This window comes from Burkholderia cepacia (genome assembly GCF_001718835.1).
GTDB lineage: Bacteria > Pseudomonadota > Gammaproteobacteria > Burkholderiales > Burkholderiaceae > Burkholderia > Burkholderia cepacia_F.
In genome coordinates, this window is sequence record NZ_CP013444.1 from 441,122 (window position 1) to 461,963 (window position 20,842).

Consider the following 20,842-nt stretch of genomic DNA (forward strand, 5'->3'; position numbering starts at 1 on the left):
TCAATTCCTAGCGCCGATGGTTCTGAGGGCAGAGGCGTAGTCTGCTGTGCATGTGCCTGGATTACGCACGAGAGGGTGATCAGGACGGTTCCAATAGCCTCGAACCACTTCTGCGCATGCGTAAGCATCTTCTTCATGTAACTGGCTCCGGTAGCCCGCTTCAAAACTCGCCATCTTCGTCGCCGCTTCAGGCGACACGTTGAGCAACTTGCATACTTCGGATTGTGCAATCGGCAGATCTGGTTTCACATAAGCTCCGCCCGCTTGGGGTTGTATATACAAAATCATCCAATAATAGTGAAAAATAAGCATTCGATGCAACCCGGTGGTGATGAGGTTGCCATCTGGGATAGTGATTTTCTGGGTGGCCTCGTAGATGTTTTTTTGTATGTATGTTTTATATAGATTGAGGATCTTTGTGAATTTAACGTAGTCGTCGGGGTGTTGTCGAAGCAGCGCCATCATCCAAAAAAGCTGCTGGCAATGTCGCGCCTCATGATAAAGCAGCTCAGCAAATGATTGCAGCTTGCTATCCAGTGCGGCGGCGTCGTTCGTCACAGCAATAATTTGAGCGACTTCTTTCTCCTGAATGGCAATGACCCATTTCGACGCGACGAATGAAGCACTGACATCGGTGCGCATGTTGTATCGGTCTTGCCCTTGTTGCGCATTGACAATGTCAATGATCGGCATGGCTCCGCTTGGCTGCATGGATTCGTTGACATAGCCCTTCGGCAAACCAAATGGTCCCTCGCCCAAGGCGTCAGAAAGAACTCGGCCGACCACCTTTGCAATACCAGTCTTCACTTCAAGCGGCACCGAACCATCCAGCGTCTTGTACTTCCCCCATTGGATGCGACGAAGAATGTCCTTGATCGCTGCCGTATAGGCTTTCGTCACCGAATACTCAACATCGCGGCGCACCACCAAATCGTTAGGCACATCGCTCTGTTTCGCCCCGTTGATGAAGTGATGAAAGCGCAACCCGAAGTTCAGCGGATCGCAGGCCGCGAACATGGGGCGCTGATGCTCTGAGGTAGCTCCCTGTTCCGGCGTACTAGCTTTCGCGCCCCTGATCGTCGCGGTCCGCTTATCGGCATTCGGCGCCTTGGCGGTGTAGGGCGTCGAGTTGTCGCGCACGATGGCCGCCCGATTGACGGCAATCACCTTGTCCGGGTCGCTCGCGGCCAGCACTTCGACCGTGCCGACGTGACCTCATGGCCCGTTACCACGTTTGTTTCGCCACGCGCGTTGCTCACCCCCTCGATCACGCGCCCGTCGTCCAGCGTGACCCGATACGGTTGATTCGGCAGCGCGAAGCCGCTCGCATGCTCCATCAGCACAAACTGCGCGGCGAACCGCCCCGGATTGTCCGGCGTGACCGGCAAGCGCATCGGCCGCGTCTGGGGAACGTCGGCCTGATGACTGCCTGCATGGACCGTGTGTTCGCCGGCGGTGCGCACCACGTAGCCCCGTTCGCTGATGCGCACTTCCGTACTGCCCGCGTGCAGCACGATCTCCTTCGCTGCATGGAGATGAATGCGATCGGTCGTGCTCGTGATCGTGACCGCCTGCTTGGCCGTCACATCGATCCCGTCGGTCTGCGCTTCGATGCGCACCTTGCCGGCGGCGGCAATCAGTTTCATGCCCGCCTTGTGCACGAACAGCGAGAAGGTGTGCGCGACGCTCGCGAACAGCGAGCGGCCGGCCGCCAGGCCAACGTGCCGGCCGCTCGTCACCGCGACGTCCTCGTTGCCGGCGAGATGGGCGCTGCGCCCGGCGGCCAGACTGATGCCCGTCGGCCCGGCAAGCACCATGTCGGATTCCGTCAGTTCCGGGAAGTCGTCCGGCCTGCCCGACGGCATGCCCCGGATTGCAGCGTTGCGCGCATCGATCGCCTTCACTACGTCGCTCTGGTCGGCGCCGTATTGTTGTGCGTCATGCCGTTGCGCCAGCCCGCACAGACTCGCCTGCAGTTCTTGCGCCTGCGTCAGCCTGCCCACAGCCTCGCGAATATCCTTCGCATGACCCGCGCCGCCCGGTTGGCCGTCCGTCGTGACGAACAGCCCCTTCAGCGCCCGCACGACGCCCCAATCGTCGGTGCGCAGATCGAATCCCTTGCCGCGCGCGTTGGCGCGGCCCGCCTTCCGAACGATGCGCCGAAGGTTGCCGAGACTGAGCTGCGATGCGCCCGCGTCGCTGGCGATCTGCGTCTGGATCTGCCCCTGCGTATCGTCGATGGCCACGTGGCCGGACGCCGTGCCATGGAACTCGCGGCCCCGTATCACCGACACGGCCTGATTGTGCGTCAGGTCCAGCGCAGGCTGACTGAACGCGTTCACGGCACTGCCGGCAATCACCGGCAAATCCGGATCGCCGTGATAGTGCATCACCGCGACCTCATGGCCGATCCGCGGAATGAAGGTCGCGCCCATGCCGACGCCTTGCCATGGCGACAACACGCGCAGCCAGATTCCGGAATGCTCGTCCAGCCGGCCCTGACGGTCCCACTCGAACTGCACCTTCACCCGGCCGTATTGGTCGGTCCAGATTTCCTGTCCGGCCGGCCCCACGACGACGGCTTTTTCCGGGCCGCTCAACACGGGCTTGCCGACGCTGCGCGTAAGCCGGAACGGCTCGTTTGCCGGCAGCAGTTCGAACTGCGTATCGACGCGACAGGTTTGCGCGCGGCCGGCACGATCGCCGATTTCCTCGATGTCGAGCGTGCACGACACCACCACGTATTCGCGGTTCGCGGCCTGCTGCGGATGGCCTGTCAGCATGAACGTGCGGCCCACGCTCAACCCGCGCAGGTTGCCCGCGCCATGGGCGCGCAGCCCGGCACAGCGCTGCGCCTCAAGTTGCACGCGTGCCAGATGGCTCGCTTCGCGCTCCGTCTCGTTCGGTTCGCCCGCGAGACCTTGTGCGCCTGCCAGCGGCTGGCCGTAGTCACCCCACGCGTAGATTTCGCCGTCGGCGTTCGCCGTCTCGCGCGGATTGGCTTCGGTGACCGCCAGCTTCGCCCGCGGGCGCGTGTAGTCGTAGTCCGTCACGGTCACGCGGCCGATGGTGAGGCGGCTCGTCACCGACAGTGCATGAATGTGCTCTTCGTCGATGCGCTTGCCGTCGGGCGGCAGATAGCGCAGCGTTTCGTAGGCATCGCCATGCGGCTGGTGGCCGCCCATCGTGTCGCACAAGACCAGACAATGATGGCCGTCGTCATGCTCGAACCACCACCAGATGCCCCATTCCTCCCACAGGCGTTGCAGGAACGCCCAGTCCGATTCGGACGCCTGACGCTGCAAGTCCCGCTTCGGGTAGATGCCGCGAGACACACCGGCCAGGCGCTTGTCGACTCTGTACGGATATCTGGACAGCACGGCGTCGGTGATTTCGACGACAGTCATCTCCTGGAAGATGCGGCAGTCCTGCGTGAGCGTCGCCCGATGGAGCCACGGGCGAAGTTCCAGTTCATACAAAATCGAATCGTGGTCCTGTCCGACCAGCCGTGCTGCCTCGACCAGCGCGGTGATTTCGCGCACGCCCGCGCCGAGGTTGCCGAGGCCGGCACTGCCGGCCAAGCCCGGCGTGAAATGCCCGTTGCCGTCGAGCCAGATCGAGACCGTCACTTCAGTGCCGACCATCTTATCCAGATCGTGATTCGCCGCGAGGCTCGGCGAAAATGCATACGCGTCGTCAGTGCGCAATGTGACGAGATAGCGGTATTCGTCGATACGGCCGATCGTTTCGGTGCCTTGCAGCCGCACGGGAACGAATACCGGAAGCGCATCCGTTCCGTAGGTCGGCAGGGCTGCGCCGGAGATGGACAACGCGCGTTCCTGAGCAAGAGTCGTCATTGATTTCCTCTTTGCTCACTTGCCGATGGCGGCGGCGTTGCGACGGATTTTGCCGCAGCAATGGCTGTCGGCCCGGCCACGCGGGCGGACCATTTCATGGCCGTATGCATTCCTCATCTACGATCTCGCATGTCACATATGCCGAGATTGATAACGTGGAAATGCAGCGTCGCCTATAGGATGAATACGATTTTTCTGATTTTGATTTTCGTTAAAAAATAGTCGCTTGTTCCATTTTCACCGTTCTTGTAATCGGAAAGAACCTAATATCCCGGCAGTCAAGCTTGTTGAATCTCATCGATTCAGAATCGATTGCGGTTTTCGATTCAGTTTCAGCTTGAACCCATTACGCGTGATTCGTTTTTGTCTTCTGTCGCTTGCGGGCCAGCCGACGGCCCGTCGTGCGCTTTGCGTCGCTTTTTCACACAGGTCGGGTCGGGGCGATTGCCGCGTCACAGCACCTCGACCAGCCGCCGGTTGCTCTTCTCGCAATACTCATGACACGCGACGCGCGCCGCAATCGACGCGCCGTGCACGAACCTCTGCGCATCCGCGCGCCGCGACATCGACACGACGATCGACGGCGGTGACGGCTGCAGCGGCAGCTCCACGACCTCACCGCTTTCGATCAGCGCATCGACGAACAGCACCGGAATCGCCGCGACACCGAAGCCGTCGCGCACGAGCTGCACGATCACCGAGATGGAAGGCGATCCGGTGATGCGCGTGTCCGACAGCGGCACGCCGTGCGCATGTGCAAGGGTCCGGACGATATCCTCGAGCGCACGGTGCGGCGCCGTACCGCGCCCGTACGTGAGAATCGGCTGGCGCAGCACCTGCCGCGCGAGGCCCGTGCGCGTGTTCGGCAGCAGCCCCGCCCGCGCGATCCAGCGCACCGGATAGTTCGCGAGCGCATCGCACACGACCGACGCCTCGTCGCTGCCTTCCACGCGGATGATCAGGTCGAGCTCGCCGGCCATCAGCCGGCGCTGCAGCACGACGCTCACATCGACGGTCAGGTCGATCTCGAGCTGCGGATAGTCGGCCGCCAGCCGCCGCATGTAGTGCGGCAGCCAGCTGTGCACGACGGTCTCGATCACGCCGAGCCGCAGCTTGCCGCGCAGCGCGCTTTCGCCGGACGCGGCGGCCTGCAGCTCCTGCGTCGCCTCGACCACGGCTTTCGCATAGCCGAGCAGGTATTCGCCGTTCGGCGTGAGCCGGAACTCACGGCTGTCGCGGTCGACGAGTATCGTCTGCAATTCGTCCTCGAGCGCTTTCAGGCGCTGCGAGATCGCGGCCGGCGTCGCGTGCAGCGCGGCGGCCGTCGTGCGGAAGTTGCGCAGCTTCGCGAGCGTGACGAAGGTTTCGAGAAAACGCGTGTTCATGGCGGTCGGACGGAGCGTGGATGCGCACTTTGCCGGTGAGGAAAAGTGAACGGAGCCGGGGAAAACCCGAAGATCCGTTAAGAAATTCTATACACGAAGCGCAAAAAAACTCGTTGGCGACAAAATTTTTTCTTTTCTATTCTTCGCCGTATCCGATGACACGGCACCGTCATCCCGACGACACATTGATTAGCGACAGCACCTCATGACGCCTTCCGAATTCCGCCAGTCCGTGCGCCGCGGCGCCTTCCGCGGCCCGACCGCGGGCCACTGCGGCCCGTACGCGCAAGCGAACCTCGCGATCCTGCCCGATGCGTACGCGCACGATTTCCTGCGCTTCTGCCAGGCGAACCCGAAAGCCTGCCCGCTGCTGGGCGTCGGCGAACCGGGCGCGTTCCGGGTCGACGCGCTCGGCGAGGATCTCGACATCCGCACCGACGTGCCGAGCTACAACGTCTACCGCGACGGCCGCCTGACCGAGCGCGTCGAGTCGCTGGAAGCGCTGTGGCGCGACGATTTCGTCGTGTTCGCGATCGGCTGCTCGTTCTCGTTCGAGGACATGCTCGCCCGAGAGGGGATCGGCCTGCGCCACGTCGAGGAGGGGCGCAACGTGCCGATGTACCGCACGTCGATCCCGAACCGCCGGGCGGGGATCTTCGGTGGCCAGCTCGTCGTGTCGATGCGGCCGATGCGGGGCGCCGACGCGATCCGCGCGGTGCAGGTCACGAGCCGGTTTCCGGGCGTGCACGGCGCGCCGATCCATCTCGGCGATCCGCGCGAACTGGGCATCGCCGACCTGAACGCGCCCGAATTCGGCGACGCGGTGACGATCCGCGACGGCGAGCTGCCGGTGTTCTGGGCGTGCGGCGTGACGCCGCAAACCGCGCTGATGGACGCGAAGCTGCCGATCGCGATCGCGCACACGCCCGGCCACATGCTGATGACCGACATCACGAACGCGTCGCTCGCGGTGTTCTGACGCCCGATGCGGCCGCATGAGGCGGCTGCATCGGGCGGCCAGGCGGGGGCGGCGAACCTGCCGTCCCGCCCGGACCCGTCGCGGCGGCGCGCCGCGACCTGACCCGATCCGTCCGGCCGGAGGGCGACGCGCATCCGCGTCCCGGCAGCCGGCGGCCGATGACGACAACCCGACAACGACTCGACGACGGCTCGACGAGTCATTCGGCGCACTTCGACTGGAGCGACACCATGGAAAGCAAGACCCTCGCGGCGAGCGCCGCAGAGCCCGCGAGCCCCGAGCGCAACGGCCTGTTCTCGTGGTATGCGGAGGCCGGGCCGCGCGAGCGCCGTGCGTTCTGGAGCTGCAAGGTCGGCTACATGCTCGACGGGATGGACACGCAGATGCTGTCGTTCGTGATCCCGACGCTCGTCGCGACCTGGGGCATCTCGTTCGCGGATGCGGGTTTCATCGGCACGATCACGCTGCTCGCGTCGGCGGCCGGCGGCTGGATCGCCGGCATCCTGTCCGACCGGATCGGCCGCGTGCGCACGCTGCAGCTCACCGTGCTGTGGTTCGCCGTGTTCACCGCATTGTGCGGGCTCGCGCAGAACTATCACCAGCTGCTCGCCGCGCGCGCGCTGATGGGCTTCGGCTTCGGCGGCGAATGGACGGCCGGCGCGGTGCTGATCGGCGAAGTGATCCGCGCGCGCGACCGCGGCAAGGCGGTCGGCCTCGTGCAGTCGGGCTGGGCGATCGGCTGGGGGCTGTGCGCGCTGCTGTATGCGCTGCTGTTCTCGGTGCTGCCCGCCGAGCAGGCGTGGCGCGCGCTGTTCCTCGTCGGGCTCGCACCGGCGCTGCTGGTCGTCGCGATCCGCCGCTACGTGAAGGAGCCGGACGTCTACGAGAAGGAGAAGGCCGCGCAGGCGAAAGTGGCCGACGCGCCGCGCCTCACCGAGATCTTCGCGCCGAAGCTGATCACGACGACGCTGCGCGCGGCGCTGCTGACGACCGGCGCGCAGGGCGGCTACTACGCGATCACGACGTGGCTGCCGACGTTCCTGAAGACGGAACGCCACCTCACGGTGATGGGCACCGGCGGCTATCTGGCGATGATCATCTTCGGCTCGTGGGTCGGCTACCTGACGAGCGCGTACCTGACCGACCGCCTCGGCCGCAAGCCGAACTTCATCCTGTTCGCGCTCGGCTCGATGGTGATCGCGTTCGCGTACACGTCGCTGAACCTGACCAACGCGTCGATGCTGTGGCTCGGCTTCCCGCTCGGCTTCTTCGCATCGGGCATCTTCTCGGGGATGGGCGCGTTCCTCACCGAACTGTTCCCGACCCGCGTGCGCGGCTCCGGCCAGGGCTTCTGCTACAACGTGGGCCGCGCGATCGGTGCGCTGTTCCCGTTCCTGATCGGCGCGCTGTCCAAGCAATACGGGCTCGGCATGAGCATCGGCATCTTCGCGGTCGCCGCCTACGGCGTGGTGATCGTCGCCGCGCTGACGCTGCCCGAGACACGCGGCCGCGAACTCGAGGACGCCTGACGCCGGCGCTCCGGCGCGGCTTGCGCGCCGCGCGAGCGCAGCTCGCCTTCCATTCCCGACGACGCCTGTCGCGACGCGCGTGAGCGCGCGCCGCGCGGATGGCGTTCGTCCTCCGATTCACGATTCCACGACACAGTGATTCCATCGCCATGACGACCCGACACAGTTCTTCCGTTCCTTCCGACGCGCGCCGCTGGCAATTCTGGATCGACCGCGGCGGCACGTTCACCGACATCGTCGCGCGCCGGCCCGACGGCACGCTCGTCACGCACAAGCTGCTGTCGGAGAACCCCGAGCAGTATCGCGACGCGGCCGTGGCCGGGATTCGCCACCTGCTGGGCCTCGCGGCCGGCGAGCCGATCACGCCCGCGCGCGTCGACATGGTGAAGATGGGCACGACGGTCGCGACCAACGCGCTGCTCGAACGCAAGGGCGAACGCACCGCGCTCGCGACGACGCGCGGTTTTCGCGACGTGCTGCGCATCGCGTACCAGAACCGGCCGCGCCTGTTCGATCTCGACATCGTGCTGCCCGACGCGCTGTACGAAACCGTCGTCGAGATCGACGAGCGCATCGGCGCGCACGGCGACGTCGTCGTGCCGCTCGATCTCGCGTCCGCGGAAACGGCGCTGCGGCACGTGTACGACTCGGGCGTGCGCGCGCTCGCGATCGTGCTGATCCACGGCTATCGCTACACCGCGCACGAGCAAGCGCTCGCGCAGCTCGCACGCCGGATCGGCTTCACGCAGGTATCGGTGTCGCACGAGGTGTCGCCGCTGATGAAGATGGTGTCGCGCGGCGACACGACCGTCGTCGACGCGTACCTGTCGCCGATCCTGCGCCGTTACGTCGAGCAGGTCGCACACGAGATGCCGGGCGTGAACCTGCAGTTCATGCAGAGCAGCGGCGGCCTCACGCGTGCCGACGCGTTCCAGGGCAAGGACGCGATCCTGTCGGGCCCGGCGGGCGGCATCGTCGGGATGGTGCGCGCCGCGCAGGCGGCCGGCTTCGAACGCGTGATCGGCTTCGACATGGGCGGCACGTCGACGGACGTGTCGCACTACCACGGCGAGTTCGAGCGCGTGTTCGAGACGCAGGTGGCCGGCGTGCGGATGCGCGCGCCGATGATGAGCATCCATACGGTGGCCGCCGGCGGCGGCTCGGTGCTCGGCTTCGACGGCGCGCGGCTGCGCGTCGGGCCCGAGTCGGCCGGCGCGAACCCGGGGCCGGCCGCATACCGGCGCGGCGGCCCGCTGACGGTGACCGACTGCAACGTGATGCTCGGCAAGATCCAGCCCGATCATTTCCCGCGCGTGTTCGGCCCGCATGCGGACGAACCGCTCGACCGCGACGGCGTGGTCGCGAAGTTCGCCGCGCTCGCCGACGAGATCCACGCGGCGACCGGGCGGCGCGAGACGCCCGAGGCGCTCGCCGAAGGTTTCCTGGAAATCGCGATCGGCAGCATGGCGAACGCGATCAAGAAGATCTCGGTGCAGCGCGGCCACGACGTGTCGCGCTACGTGCTGACGACGTTCGGCGGCGCGGGCGGCCAGCATGCGTGCGGCGTGGCCGACGCGCTCGGGATGACGCAGGTGTTCGCGCACCCGCTCGCGGGCGTGCTGTCCGCCTACGGGATGGGCCTCGCCGACCAGACCGCGATGCGCGAGCGCGCGGTCGAGGCGGTATTGTCCGACGCGTCGCTGCCGGCGCTGAACGCGGCGCTCGACCGGCTGGCCGACGAGGCCATCGGCGCGCTGCTCGAACAGGGCGTGCCGCAGGCGCGGATCGCGATCGAGCGCCGCGTGCACCTGCGCTACCAGGGCACCGATTCGGCGCTCGACGTGCCGGCCGGCAGCGTCGCCGCGATGCAGCAGGCATTCGAGGCCGCGTACCGGCAGCGCTACGCGTTCCTGATGCCCGGCACGCCGCTGGTGGCCGAACTCGCGTCGGTCGAGGCGATCGGCCGCTCCGACGCGCCGGTGGAGATCGCCCCGCTCGCACCGCGCGGCAACGGCAACGACGGCGGCGCTGGCGCGCTGCGCGCCCATTCCGCGGTGCGCTTTTATTCCGGCGGCCAATGGCACGACGCGGCGCTCTACGTGCGCGACACGCTGCTGGCCGGCGACGCGATCGACGGCCCGGCGATCGTCGCGGAAAAGAACGGCACGACCGTCGTCGAGCCCGGCTGGCGCGCGCAGATGACCGCGCAGGGCAACCTCGTGCTGACCCGCACGACGCCGCTGCCGACGCGCCGCTCGCTCGGCACCGACGCCGACCCGGTGCGGCTCGAGATCTTCAACAACCTGTTCATGTCGATCGCCGAGCAGATGGGGCTGCGGCTGCAGAACACCGCGTACTCGGTGAACATCAAGGAGCGGCTCGACTTCTCGTGCGCGATCTTCGACGGCGACGGCAACCTGATCGCGAATGCGCCGCACATGCCGGTGCACCTGGGCTCGATGGGCGAGAGCATCCGCACCGTGATCGAGCGCAACCGCGGCCGCATGCGCGACGGCGACGTGTTCATGCTGAACGATCCGTATCACGGCGGCACGCACCTGCCGGACGTGACCGTCATCACGCCGGTGTTCGCGGACGGTTCGGACGCGCCGCTGTTCTACGTCGGCTCGCGCGGCCACCACGCGGACATCGGCGGCACGACGCCGGGCTCGATGCCGCCCGATTCGACGCATATCGACGAGGAGGGCGTGCTGATCGACAACTGGCAGCTCGTGTCGGCCGGCACGCTGCGCGATGCGGAAACCCGCGCGCTGCTCGCGTCGGGCCGCTACCCGGCGCGCAACGTCGAGCAGAACATGGCCGACCTGCGCGCGCAGGTCGCCGCGAACCAGAAGGGCGTCGACGAGCTGCGCCGGATGGTCGCGCAGTTCGGTCGCGACGTCGTGCTCGCGTTCATGGGGCACGTGCAGGACAACGCGGAAGAAGCGGTGCGGCGCGTGATCGGCGCGCTGCAGGACGGCGCGTACCGCTACCCGCTCGACAACGGCGCGGAAATTCGTGTCGCGATCCGCGTCGACCGGGCCGCGCGGCGCGCGGAAATCGATTTCACGGGCACGTCCGCGCAGCTCGACAACAACTTCAACGCACCGAAGGCCGTGTGCATGGCCGCCGTGCTGTACGTGTTCCGCACGCTGGTCGGCGACGACATCCCGCTGAATGCCGGCTGCCTGAAGCCGCTCACGGTGATCGTGCCGGCCCGCTCGATGCTCAATCCCGAGTATCCGGCGGCGGTCGTGTCGGGCAACGTCGAGACGTCGTCGGCCATCACCAACGCGTTGTACGGCGCGCTCGGTTGCGTTGCGTCGAGCCAGGGAACGATGAATAACTTCACATTCGGCAACGATCGCTACCAGTACTACGAGACGATTGCGGGCGGCAGCGGTGCCGGCGACGGCTTCGCGGGCGTCGGCGCGGTGCAGACGCACATGACGAACTCGCGGCTCACCGATCCGGAGGTGCTGGAATGGCGCTACCCGGTGCGGCTCGATTCGCACCGCATCCGCGCCGGGTCGGGCGGCGGCGGCCGCTGGCGCGGCGGCGACGGCGCGGTGCGGCGGATCCGCTTTCTCGAGCCGATGACCGCGTCGATCCTGTCGAACAACCGGATCCACGCGCCGTTCGGCGCGGCGGGCGGCGAGGCCGGCGCGCTCGGCCGCAACACGATCGAGCGCGCGGACGGCACGGTCGAGGCGCTCGACCATATCGGCCGCGCGCAGATGGCGCCGGGCGACGTGTTCGTCGTCGAAACCCCGGGCGGCGGCGGGTATGGTGCGCCGCCCGGATGCGATGCCGAATGACCGTGCGTTTCGACGGGCGTGCGCGCAATGAAGCAAGCGGCTCATTCATTCGGCGCGCAGACATGCCCGGCAGTCCGGAATGTTTCGCGGCGTGACGCAAGTGCGTTCATCGGTGATGAAATGCGTGCGCCGATTGACGCCGATATTGCGAAACATTCCTGAATAAGTCCGGCGAACGCGGATGACAGGGGCGGAATGTCGGTTCGGCGCAACGCGTCGCCGTAACGTTCCGACCCTGATCGCGCATTCATCGCGGAACCGGTTCGTGCAACGATGAAATGCCGGCGAAGCCGCGCCGGGCGCGTCGCAACCTGCATTCGACGCGCGGTTGCAACCCGCTGTCGCGAGCCCGGTCATGCCGTTTTCCGATGCGACACGGGAGACTGTTGCCAGCGCCGACACGGCGGCCGCTTGCTTGACACTCTGTGAGAATTGTGTGTGCAAATCCCGTCCGTCATTTGATAAGATGAGCCCATCATTCGTCTGGCAGAACCCGCGCACGACACGCGCGGACGCGGGTTCGGAATTGTCTGGAGCAAAAAACGGGGCGAGGGCCGCGACCCCAGTCGAACCGCCGGGCGCCTAGCGGGCGTCCGCGCATGCGATTGGATGGGGCGCCTCGTCTAAACTGAGCGTTTTTTTGGTCGGGGCTCGTCCATGGATGACGAAAACGATAGCGCGGTGCTCGAGGCGCACGTCGGTACGCGCAGCCCCTGCTGGCGCCTCGGCAGCGACAGCAATGCACTCGAACTGGCGGCCGTCCGCGGCCTGACCAACATCAGCGTGGCGTTGAGCGCCGAGCAGGCTGCGCGGATTCGCGCGCTGACCGGTGTCACGTCGCACCTCGTGCTCGACATCGCGCTGTTCGGCGAACCGGTCAGGCTCCATCTCGTCGGCAAGAAGCTCACGACGGCCGACTGGGCCGGCACCGCATGCGCATATTCGGACACCGAGTCGGTCGCACGCGATCTCGCGCACGGGCTTGCGTTCGCCGAGCAGGTCGTGTCGGAAGTGAACTCGCTCGTCGTGATCCTCGACCGCAACGGGATGGTGCAGCGCTTCAACCGGCTGTGCGAGGAAGTGACGGGCAAGCGCGAGGTCGACGTGATCGGCCGCAGTGCGTTCGAGCTGTTCATGAGCCCGGAGCAGGGCGCGCAGTCGCGCACCAACATCACCGGCTTTTTCGCGAGCAACCAGTCGTTCGCGGTCGAGCGCTACATCAACACGGTCAACGGGCCGCGCCTGTTCCAGTTCCGCAACAAGTTCGTCCAGAGCGGCAGCGGTGTCGACGAGCAGTTCCTGATCTGCTCGGGCATCGACATCACCGAGGAGCGCAGCGCGCAGCAGCGGCTCAGCGAACTCGCGAACACCGACGTGCTCACCGGGCTGCCGAACCGCCATGCGATCAGCGAGCGCATCCACGCGGCGATCGCCGCCGAAACCGCCGCGACGCGCGGGCAGGTCGGCATCCTGTTCCTCGATCTCGACAACTTCAAGCGCGTCAACGATCACTACGGGCACATCACCGGCGACCGGCTGCTGCAGGACGTGTCGGCGATCATCAGCGGCTGCCTGCCGTCCGGCGCGACGCTCGCGCGGCTCGGCGGCGACGAATTCCTCGTGCTGTTCGAGCACGGCACGCGGCCGCTGCTCGAAGCGACCGCGCAGATCATTCTCGAGCGGCTGCGCACGCCGATCCATCTCGGGCTGATGGAGGTCTACACGAGCTGCTCGATCGGCATCGCGATGCATCCGCAGCACGGCGACTCGCTCGAGACGCTGATCCGCAGCGCGGACACCGCGATGTACGTCGCGAAGGAAGAGGGCAAGCATACGTACCGCGTGTTCTCGCTGGAGATGAACCAGAAGGTCGCGAAGTACATGTGGCTGGACACGAACCTGCGCAAGGCGCTCGAAGAGGAGCAGTTCGTGCTGCACTACCAGCCGGTCGTCGATATCGCGACCGGCGACGTGCATGGCGTCGAGGCGCTGATCCGCTGGCAGTCGCCCGATCGCGGGCTCGTCGCGCCGGTCGAATTCATCCGCTTCGCGGAGGAGTCGGGTCTCATCGCGCCGCTCGGGCGCTGGGTGATGCGCACCGCGGCCGCGCAGGCCGCCGCGTGGAAGGCGAAGGGGCTCGGTATCCGGATCGCGGTGAACGTGTCCGCGCGGCAGTTGCAGGACATGAACATCGTGCACCAGATGGCGTCGATCCTCGATGCCGCGGGGCTGAAGCCCGGCCTGCTCGACATCGAGCTGACCGAGAGCTGCTTCATCGAGGACGAAGGCGCGGCGCTCGCATTGATGAAGCAGTTCCGCCAGCTCGGCGCGGAGATCCATCTCGACGATTTCGGCACCGGCTATTCGTCGCTGTCGCAGTTGTCGCGCCTGCCGCTCGACGCGATCAAGCTCGACCGCAGCTTCATCACGGCCATCGACCGCAATCCGCGCTCGCAGGCGCTGGTGCGCTCGGTCGTGTCGCTCGCGAAGGCGCTGAATTTCGCGGTGATCGCCGAAGGTGTCGAAACGCATGCGGAAGCCGAATTCCTCAAGCAGCTCGACGTCGATCACGCGCAGGGCTACTACTACGCGCGCCCGATGCCGGCACAGGCGTTCGAGGCGTGGCTCGCGGAGACGAGAAAGCTCAGGCTGATCGCCTGAACTTTCCCGTCATGCCGTGCCGTCAGGCGACGGCCGGCACTACACCGTGCGCAGCTTCGACACGCGCCGGTTCTGCAGCATCACGAGGCGTTCCATGTACGCGAGATCCTTCGGCTCGATCGTGAACGCCGCATGCACCCAGGCTTCCGTGATGTCCATCAGCTCGGAGCGCGTCAGCTGGAACACCCGCTCGCGTGCGCGCAGCATCGCGCGCACGCCGTTCAGCTTCGGCTTCGTCACGTCGATGAAGGTGCGCGTCGCGAGATACGCGTCACCCGCGTCGAACGTCTGGTCGATCAGGCCGCGATCCTCGTACCACTCGGATGCATGCGCTTCGCCGGTCGCGATCAGTTGCTCCGCGAGGCCCCGGTCGGCCTTGCGCGCGACGAGCGAATAGCCGCCCATGCCCGGGAACAGGTTGAACGCGATCTCGGGGAACCCGAGCTTCACGCCCTTCTGCGCGAGCACGTAGTGATGCGCGAGCGCGGCCTCGAAGCCGCCGCCGAGTGCGCTGCCCTCGACCATCGCGATCGAGATCGCCCCGGTGCCGAAGCCCGTGTAGATCTCGTACACGCCGTCGATGCACGAGCGCGCGTAGGCCATCAGCAGGTCGCGCTTGCCGCTGCGGATCGCGTCGACGAAGAAGCTCAGGTCGCCGCCGACGTTGAACAGCTCGGGGACGAGCGAGCCCGTCACCCAGAAGTCGAACGGCAGGCCCGAGTCGCGTGCGACGCGTGCGAGATGGATGATGTCGGTAACGAGTTGCTGGTTGAAGCACGGCCGCGGCTCCGATCGCAGCATCATCCACATGACATTGCGGCCTTCTTCATAGTAGGCCACGAGTTGCGTCAATTCACCGGCTTCGTGGAACGGCCGGCATGCGGGGTGTGATTGGAGTTGCATGGATGTGTCCTCGATTAGTTAAGTGATTGGCGTTGGTCAAACGCCGCGTAACCGATCCATGCGAATGGCAAGACGGCCGCATGGCCCACGGTCGCGCGGCATCGTCATTGTTGCGCGCACGAAATCGCCGGATGCGTCGGGTTTACCGCTTGAACGCGTGTTTTTCGAGGGTGAAAGCCAATGGCATTTCGGGGGCGCGCGGTCGAATGGATGCGCGAATGGGGCGTCATAGGCGACACGCGATTTTTTACGAATTTCCGGTGGAGATCACGTGAACCGAGGCGCGCAAACGTTTCCTCTGCTGAATGATCGATGCGGCGCGGATGCGCGCCGGCACGCGGGCGCTGCGCGGCATGCCGGACGGCAGCGCCGACGTTTCGCTTGAAAGTCTTTTCCGAATATCCCGCTCGCGGCGACGCGGTGCGGACATCTTTACGACCGAATTCCGCGCGGCCGCGCGCGAGTGCGCGTGCGAATGGCGTCCGGATATCGCTTGCGGTATCGGCAATCGCAAGCGGAAAGCCGCGATGCAACGGCGGTGTCGTTCGTCATGCAGAGGGATTCGCTTGTCGGCGCAACGCGGTTGGCCGGATGTCGCGATGCGCGCGTGGCCGGATTCGATCGCGAGGCCGGGTCGCGGGTGCGAGTGCCGGGGCAGGGTATTCACCGATCGCCGTGTTTCGGCGCTTCGGCGCATCGGCGCGACGGGGCCCGCCGCCGCGCTTTCCAGCCGCCGCCATGGCCTTCGCCGCTGCCGGCGCTTGCCAGGGTCGCCCGGTATCGGCCACCATTCGCTTCCGGCCGGACCGCGCACTCGACGGCGGCCGGCCCGAACCCGGCGGATGGCGCCGGTCGACAACCGGACGCCGCGTGAATCGGCGCGCGCGACCGGCTTGGAGGAGAACACCCATGTCAGAAAAACATCGGATCCTGGTGCTGGACGACGATCCGGAAGTGCGCGCCTGGCTGAAGAGCGTGCTGGAAGAGGCCGGATTCGAGGTCTCGGCTGTCGACAGCGCCGCGCAGATGCAGCAGCGGCTCGCGGCCGCGCCGCACGCGCTCGTGATTCTCGACCTGAAGCTGCGCGGCGAGGACGGCCTGACGGTCGCCCGCGAGCTGCGGCGCCGGTCCGACGTATCGATCATCATGATCAGCGGCCTGGGCGACGAGACGGACCGGGTGCTCGGCCTCGAGACCGCGGCCGACGATTTCGTCACGAAACCGTTCTCCGGGCGCGAACTGATCGCGCGGGTGCGCGCCCAGCTGCGGCGCACGATCGAGCTGTCGATGCCGCGTCCCGCGTCGAACGGCGGCGGCCCGCGCTATTGCTTCGACGGCTGGACGATGGACCTGGCCGCGCGCACGCTGACGCACAACGGCGGCCCGTGCGCGCTGACGCAGGGCGAATTCGAGCTGCTCGCGGCGATGGTGCAGCAGCCCTCGCGGGTCTGGTCGCGCGACCAGTTGCTCGAACATACGCGCGGCTTCGGCATCGACGTGTACGACCGGACGATCGACGTGCTGATCCTGCGCCTGCGCCGCAAGATCGAGCCGAACCCCGAGCAGCCGACCTATATCCGCACGCAGCGTGGCATCGGCTACGTGTTCGCGGTGCCCGTCGTGCGCGTGTGATGCGATGCGCACGACGGTGAGGCTGTTGCCGCCCTGGAGTGTCCGGGCCAAGCTGATCGCGACGTTTCTGCTGCTGTTCGGCATCACGCTCGCGGTCGTGGTGGTCGGCGTGCTCGGCATGCGCGCGAACCAGAACGCGCTCGACGAATACGAGGCGAACGTCGTGCCCGAGATCGCCCGCGCGCTCGAGCTGTCGGACAAGGTCGCACAACTCGCCGCGGTCGCGCCGAGCATGATGCTGACCGATTCGCCGGACTTGCTGCACAACGACACCGAGCTGATGCGCGGGCTGCTCGGCGATATCCGGCGGCTGTCGCCGGGCTTCGGCAAACAGCCGGGCCCCGCCGCGAAGGCGGGCGAGCAGCTCGCTGTGATCGACGATCTCGACGCAATCGACCAGGATCTCGCCCGGCTGCTGATCGTGTCGGGCCGGCAGCGCCAGCTCAAGGAGGAGTTGAGCGCGCTGCGCCTCGCGAACGACCGTATCGGCGACGACATCGCGCGCGACAAGAGCGTGATCGCACAGCAGGCGCCGACGCTGCTCGAGATCTGGGCCCGTACGGCCGGTGCGCTGCAGGCGGCCAACGCGGCGGAGCTCGGCAGCGCGGAAAGCGACAACGAGGCGCTGTGGCTGCGCGTGCGCGAACGCGCCGAAGACCGCCGCCAGCCGGCGCTTGCCGAGGCGCTGCAGCAACTCGACGGCGGCGCGCGCAGCGTGTTCGCGGTGCGCCGCGAGTTTCTGTCGAGCGAAGCGCAGACGGGTTATCTCGTCACGCTCCTGCGCGGCCACGCGGATCACCTGAGCGGCAAGTCGGCGCGCTACGTCGAGCGCTTGCGGCAGATCGCCAGCGAGCGCAGCGACAAGGTGCGCAAGGTCGCGGTCTCCAGCCAGTCGGGCCTGTTGCTGCTGGCGGTGGCGGGCGTCGTGGTGGCGTTGCTCGGCGTCGCGTATGCGAGCCGCATCCTGCACAAGCTGCAGGCGATGACGCGCGTGATGGCGCGACTCGCGAAAGGGATCACGTCCGACCGGATGCCGTCGACGCACCGGCCGGACGAGATTGGCGAGCTGGCGCGCGCGTTCGAGGTGTTCCGCACCAACCTGATCGAGAAGGAGCAACTGACCCACGGGCTCGAGTCGCAGCGCCGCCTGCAGGAGTCGGTGCTCAACTCGATGAACGACGGGGTGTCCGTCCACGACACGCACGGCAGCCTGATCGCGTGGAATCCGACCTTCGCGACGCTGCTCGGGATCGACCCGGGCTCGCTGTACGTGGGCCTGTCGCTCGCGATGCTGCGGCAGGCCATGCATCAGCCCGCGCGCTGGCGCCAGGTGTCGCGCGAGACCGCGACCCGCACATCCGACGGTGCACGCATTGCCGCGTCGGCCGAACTGCACCTGCGCGACCAGCGGACCCTCGAATTCCACTGCCAGCCGCTTCCGGACGGCGGCTGGGTGGCGGTCTGCCGCGACCTGACGAGCCGGCGCGCGGTCGAGGCCGAGTTGCGCCAGGCGCAGAAGATGGACGTGCTCGGCCAGCTGACGGGCGGCGTCGCGCACGATTTCAACAACTTCCTGGTCGCGATACTCGGCAACCTGGAACTGCTGCTGCCGCGGCTCGACGGCCAGCAGGATGCGCAGACGATGGCCGAGCGGGCGCGCCGCGCGGCAGAACGCGCGTCGCGGCTCACGCGGCGGCTGCTCGCGTTCGCGCGGCGCCAGCCGCTGCAGGCCGAACGCGTGTCGGTCAGGGCGATGCTCGCGGAGATGCTCGATCTCGTCGAATACTCGGCGGGCCAGCGGGTGGCCGTCGTGCTGGAGCCGGCCGCCGACGCGATGTGGGTGAACGTCGACCGCGGCCAGCTCGAGAACGCCGTCCTCAACCTGGCGCTCAACAGCGCCGCCGCGATGCCGGATGGCGGGACGCTGGCACTGGCCGCGCGCCGCGCACCGGCGCCCGACGGTGCCGCCGCGCCGCACGCGATCGTGCTGAGCGTCACCGACACGGGGTGCGGGATCGCCCCGGTGCTGCTCGACAAGGTGATCGAGCCGTTCTTCACGACCAAGGCGGCCGGCGAGGGGAGCGGGCTCGGGCTCAGCAGCGTCTACGGCTTCGTGCGCCAGAGCGGCGGCGATCTGCGCATCCACAGCGAGGTCGGCCGGGGCACGTGCGTGGAGCTGTGGCTGCCCGAGAGCGCCCCGCCCGAACGGCGCGGCGCGCCGACTGCCGCGCCTGCGCTGCCCGCTGCGTTGCGGGCCGGCACCCGCGTGCTCGTGGTCGACGACGATCCCGAGGTGCGCGACACGGCGCTCAGCCAGTTCGCGGCGCTCGGCGCGCGGGCCGACGCGGTGGCGACCGGCGACGCGGCATTGCGCTGGCTGGCCGAACACGGCCCCGTCACGCTCGTGCTGTCGGACATCTCGCTCGGCGCGGGCGGCAGCGGCATCGCGTTCGCGGCGCGGCTCGCCGAGCGCTGGCCGGCACAGCGCGTCGCGCTGACCTCGGGCCTGCCGCCCGAGATTCATCAGACCCATCCCGACTGGCGCGCCGACCTGCCGTTCGTGCCGAAGCCGTTCGATCTGGCGGCCCTCGCCGCGCTGCTGGGCTGACGCGCGACGGCGATTGTTTCGATTGTTAATGGCGCGGCGCGTTTCCGAAATTTTCGATTAACCGGACTGGAGTCTCATAGACCCACGGCACCCGGCGACGCGCTCGCGACTCCGCGGCGCACGATTCGAACGAAACTGGAGACACCGAATGATGAAGCTCAAGGCAGGTTTGCTGACGATGGCGCTCGCGGTGGCGGCCGCCACGGCCACCAGCGCCGGCGCGGCGACGCTGCGGATCGCATGCGGCGCAGCCGGCGTCGACCAGGACATTTGCCAGGTCTCGGCGAAGCGGTGGGCCGAGAAGACCGGCAACGAGGTCGAGTTCATCAGCATGCCAAACAACTCGAGCGAAACGCTGGCGCTCTATCAGCAGCTGCTCGGCGGCGGCTCGGACAAGATCGACGTGATGCAGATCGATACGGTCTGGCCGGGGATCCTCGCGAACCACCTGATCGACCTGAAGCCGTACAGCAAGGGGCTGGAAAGCCAGTCGTTCCCGAGCATCGTCGCGAACGATACGGTGAACGGCAAGCTGGTCGCGATGCCGTGGTTCATCGATACGGGGCTGCTTTACTACCGCAAGGACCTGCTCGACAAGTACCGCGTGAAAGTGCCCGCCACGTGGGAGGAGCTCGACGCCACCGCGCGCAAGATCCAGTCAGGCGAGCGCGCCGCCGGCAACGAGAAGGTCTGGGGCTACGTGTGGCAAGGGCGCGCGTACGAAGGGCTGACCTGCGCGGCGCTCGAATGGGTCAGCAGCTACAACGGCGGCACGGTGGTCGACGACAAGGGCCGCGTGACCATCGACAACCCGGGCGCGATCAAGGCGCTCGAGCAGTCGGCGAAATGGGTCGGCACGATCAGCCCGAAGGCCGTGCTGAACTACGGCGAAGAAGAAGCCCGCGGCGTGTTCCAGGCCGGCAACGCCGTGTTCATGCGCAACTGGCCGTATGCATGGGCGATCGCGAATCGCGCGGGCAGCCCGATCAAGGGCAAGGTCGGCATCGCGCCGCTGCCGAAGGGCGGCGCCGACGGCCGTCCGGCCGCCGCGCTGGGCGGATGGCAGCTCGCCGTGTCGCGCTACTCGCCGAACCCGAAGCTGGCCGCCGATCTCGTGATGTACATGGCGAGCGCGGACGTGCAGAAGATGCGCGCGATCCAGGGGTCGTACAACCCGACGATGCCGGCGCTCTACCGGGACAAGGACATCCTGCAGGCCAGCCCGTTCATGGCCGATCTGCTGCCGACCTTCAGCACGGCGGTCGCGCGGCCGTCGACCGTGACCGGCGCGAAGTACAACCAGGTCAGCAACCAGTTCTGGAATGCCGTGCACGACGTGCTCGCCGGCAGCGACACCGCAGCGAGCGCGCTCGCACGGCTCGCCGCCACGCTCAACCGGCTCGCGCCGGGCGGCAACTGGCACTGAGCGCCGCGGCGCGCGATTGATCGATCGGGCCGGCCTTAGCAGGG

The 20,842-nt window shown here is 67.1% G+C and carries 12 protein-coding genes; 7 read left to right on the plus strand and 5 right to left on the minus strand.

The window, feature by feature from the left end; all coding sequences use genetic code 11:
* The 3 genes from WT26_RS38520 to WT26_RS22445 all read right to left on the minus strand — a co-directional run bounded on the left by WT26_RS38520 (nt 1) and on the right by WT26_RS22445 (nt 5,242).
* Nucleotides 1–1,194 (minus strand): hypothetical protein, encoded by a 1,194-nt coding sequence (locus tag WT26_RS38520; protein ID WP_230461712.1) that lies wholly within the window; start codon nt 1,192–1,194, stop codon nt 1–3.
* A complete protein-coding gene (locus WT26_RS36170; protein ID WP_230461713.1) occupies nt 1,164–3,857 on the minus strand; it encodes a type VI secretion system Vgr family protein in 2,694 nt (897 codons plus the stop codon). The genes WT26_RS38520 and WT26_RS36170 overlap by 31 nt, the downstream gene beginning before the upstream one ends.
* Before the next feature lie 452 nt (nt 3,858–4,309).
* Complete coding sequence (locus tag WT26_RS22445) at nt 4,310–5,242, minus strand: LysR family transcriptional regulator (protein ID WP_069273978.1); 933 nt, start codon at nt 5,240–5,242, stop codon at nt 4,310–4,312.
* Between the two features lie 205 nt (nt 5,243–5,447).
* On the opposite strand from WT26_RS22445, the gene WT26_RS22450 reads away from it, so the two are divergent.
* The 4 genes from WT26_RS22450 to pdeR all read left to right on the plus strand — a co-directional run bounded on the left by WT26_RS22450 (nt 5,448) and on the right by pdeR (nt 14,229).
* Nucleotides 5,448–6,221, plus strand: coding sequence for a putative hydro-lyase (locus WT26_RS22450; protein ID WP_021161673.1), 774 nt, complete (start codon nt 5,448–5,450; stop codon nt 6,219–6,221).
* Between the two features lie 230 nt (nt 6,222–6,451).
* Nucleotides 6,452–7,750 (plus strand): MFS transporter, encoded by a 1,299-nt coding sequence (locus WT26_RS22455; protein ID WP_069273979.1) that lies wholly within the window; start codon nt 6,452–6,454, stop codon nt 7,748–7,750.
* Nucleotides 7,751–7,899: 149 nt separating this feature from the next.
* Entirely contained in the window at nt 7,900–11,568 is a 3,669-nt protein-coding gene (locus tag WT26_RS22460) for a hydantoinase B/oxoprolinase family protein (protein WP_069273980.1), read from the plus strand.
* 657 nt (nt 11,569–12,225) lie between these two features.
* Nucleotides 12,226–14,229 (plus strand): cyclic di-GMP phosphodiesterase, encoded by a 2,004-nt coding sequence (gene pdeR, locus WT26_RS22465; protein ID WP_069273981.1) that lies wholly within the window; start codon nt 12,226–12,228, stop codon nt 14,227–14,229.
* 39 nt (nt 14,230–14,268) lie between these two features.
* Here pdeR and WT26_RS22470 read toward each other — a convergent pair whose 3' ends face one another.
* Entirely contained in the window at nt 14,269–15,132 is an 864-nt protein-coding gene (locus WT26_RS22470) for a crotonase/enoyl-CoA hydratase family protein (RefSeq protein ID WP_069273982.1), read from the minus strand.
* A gap of 104 nt (nt 15,133–15,236) precedes the next feature.
* Nucleotides 15,237–15,665: a hypothetical protein gene (locus WT26_RS37520; protein WP_155123172.1), complete on the minus strand. Its 429-nt coding sequence runs from the start codon at nt 15,663–15,665 to the stop codon at nt 15,237–15,239.
* Between the two features lie 376 nt (nt 15,666–16,041).
* On the opposite strand from WT26_RS37520, the gene WT26_RS22475 reads away from it, so the two are divergent.
* The 3 genes from WT26_RS22475 (at nt 16,042) to WT26_RS22485 (ending at nt 20,798) form a co-directional block, all read left to right on the plus strand.
* The gene (locus tag WT26_RS22475; RefSeq protein WP_059521730.1) at nt 16,042–16,764 is read left to right on the plus strand and encodes a response regulator; all 723 of its coding nucleotides are present in this window, start codon (nt 16,042–16,044) and stop codon (nt 16,762–16,764) included.
* 16 nt (nt 16,765–16,780) lie between these two features.
* Nucleotides 16,781–19,372, plus strand: coding sequence for an ATP-binding protein (locus WT26_RS22480; RefSeq protein ID WP_231130530.1), 2,592 nt, complete (start codon nt 16,781–16,783; stop codon nt 19,370–19,372).
* Nucleotides 19,373–19,520: 148 nt separating this feature from the next.
* Nucleotides 19,521–20,798 carry an ABC transporter substrate-binding protein gene (locus tag WT26_RS22485; protein WP_081333758.1) on the plus strand — a complete coding sequence of 426 codons (1,278 nt, stop codon included), beginning with the start codon at nt 19,521–19,523 and terminating at the stop codon, nt 20,796–20,798.
* Nucleotides 20,799–20,842: the final 44 nt, after the last annotated feature.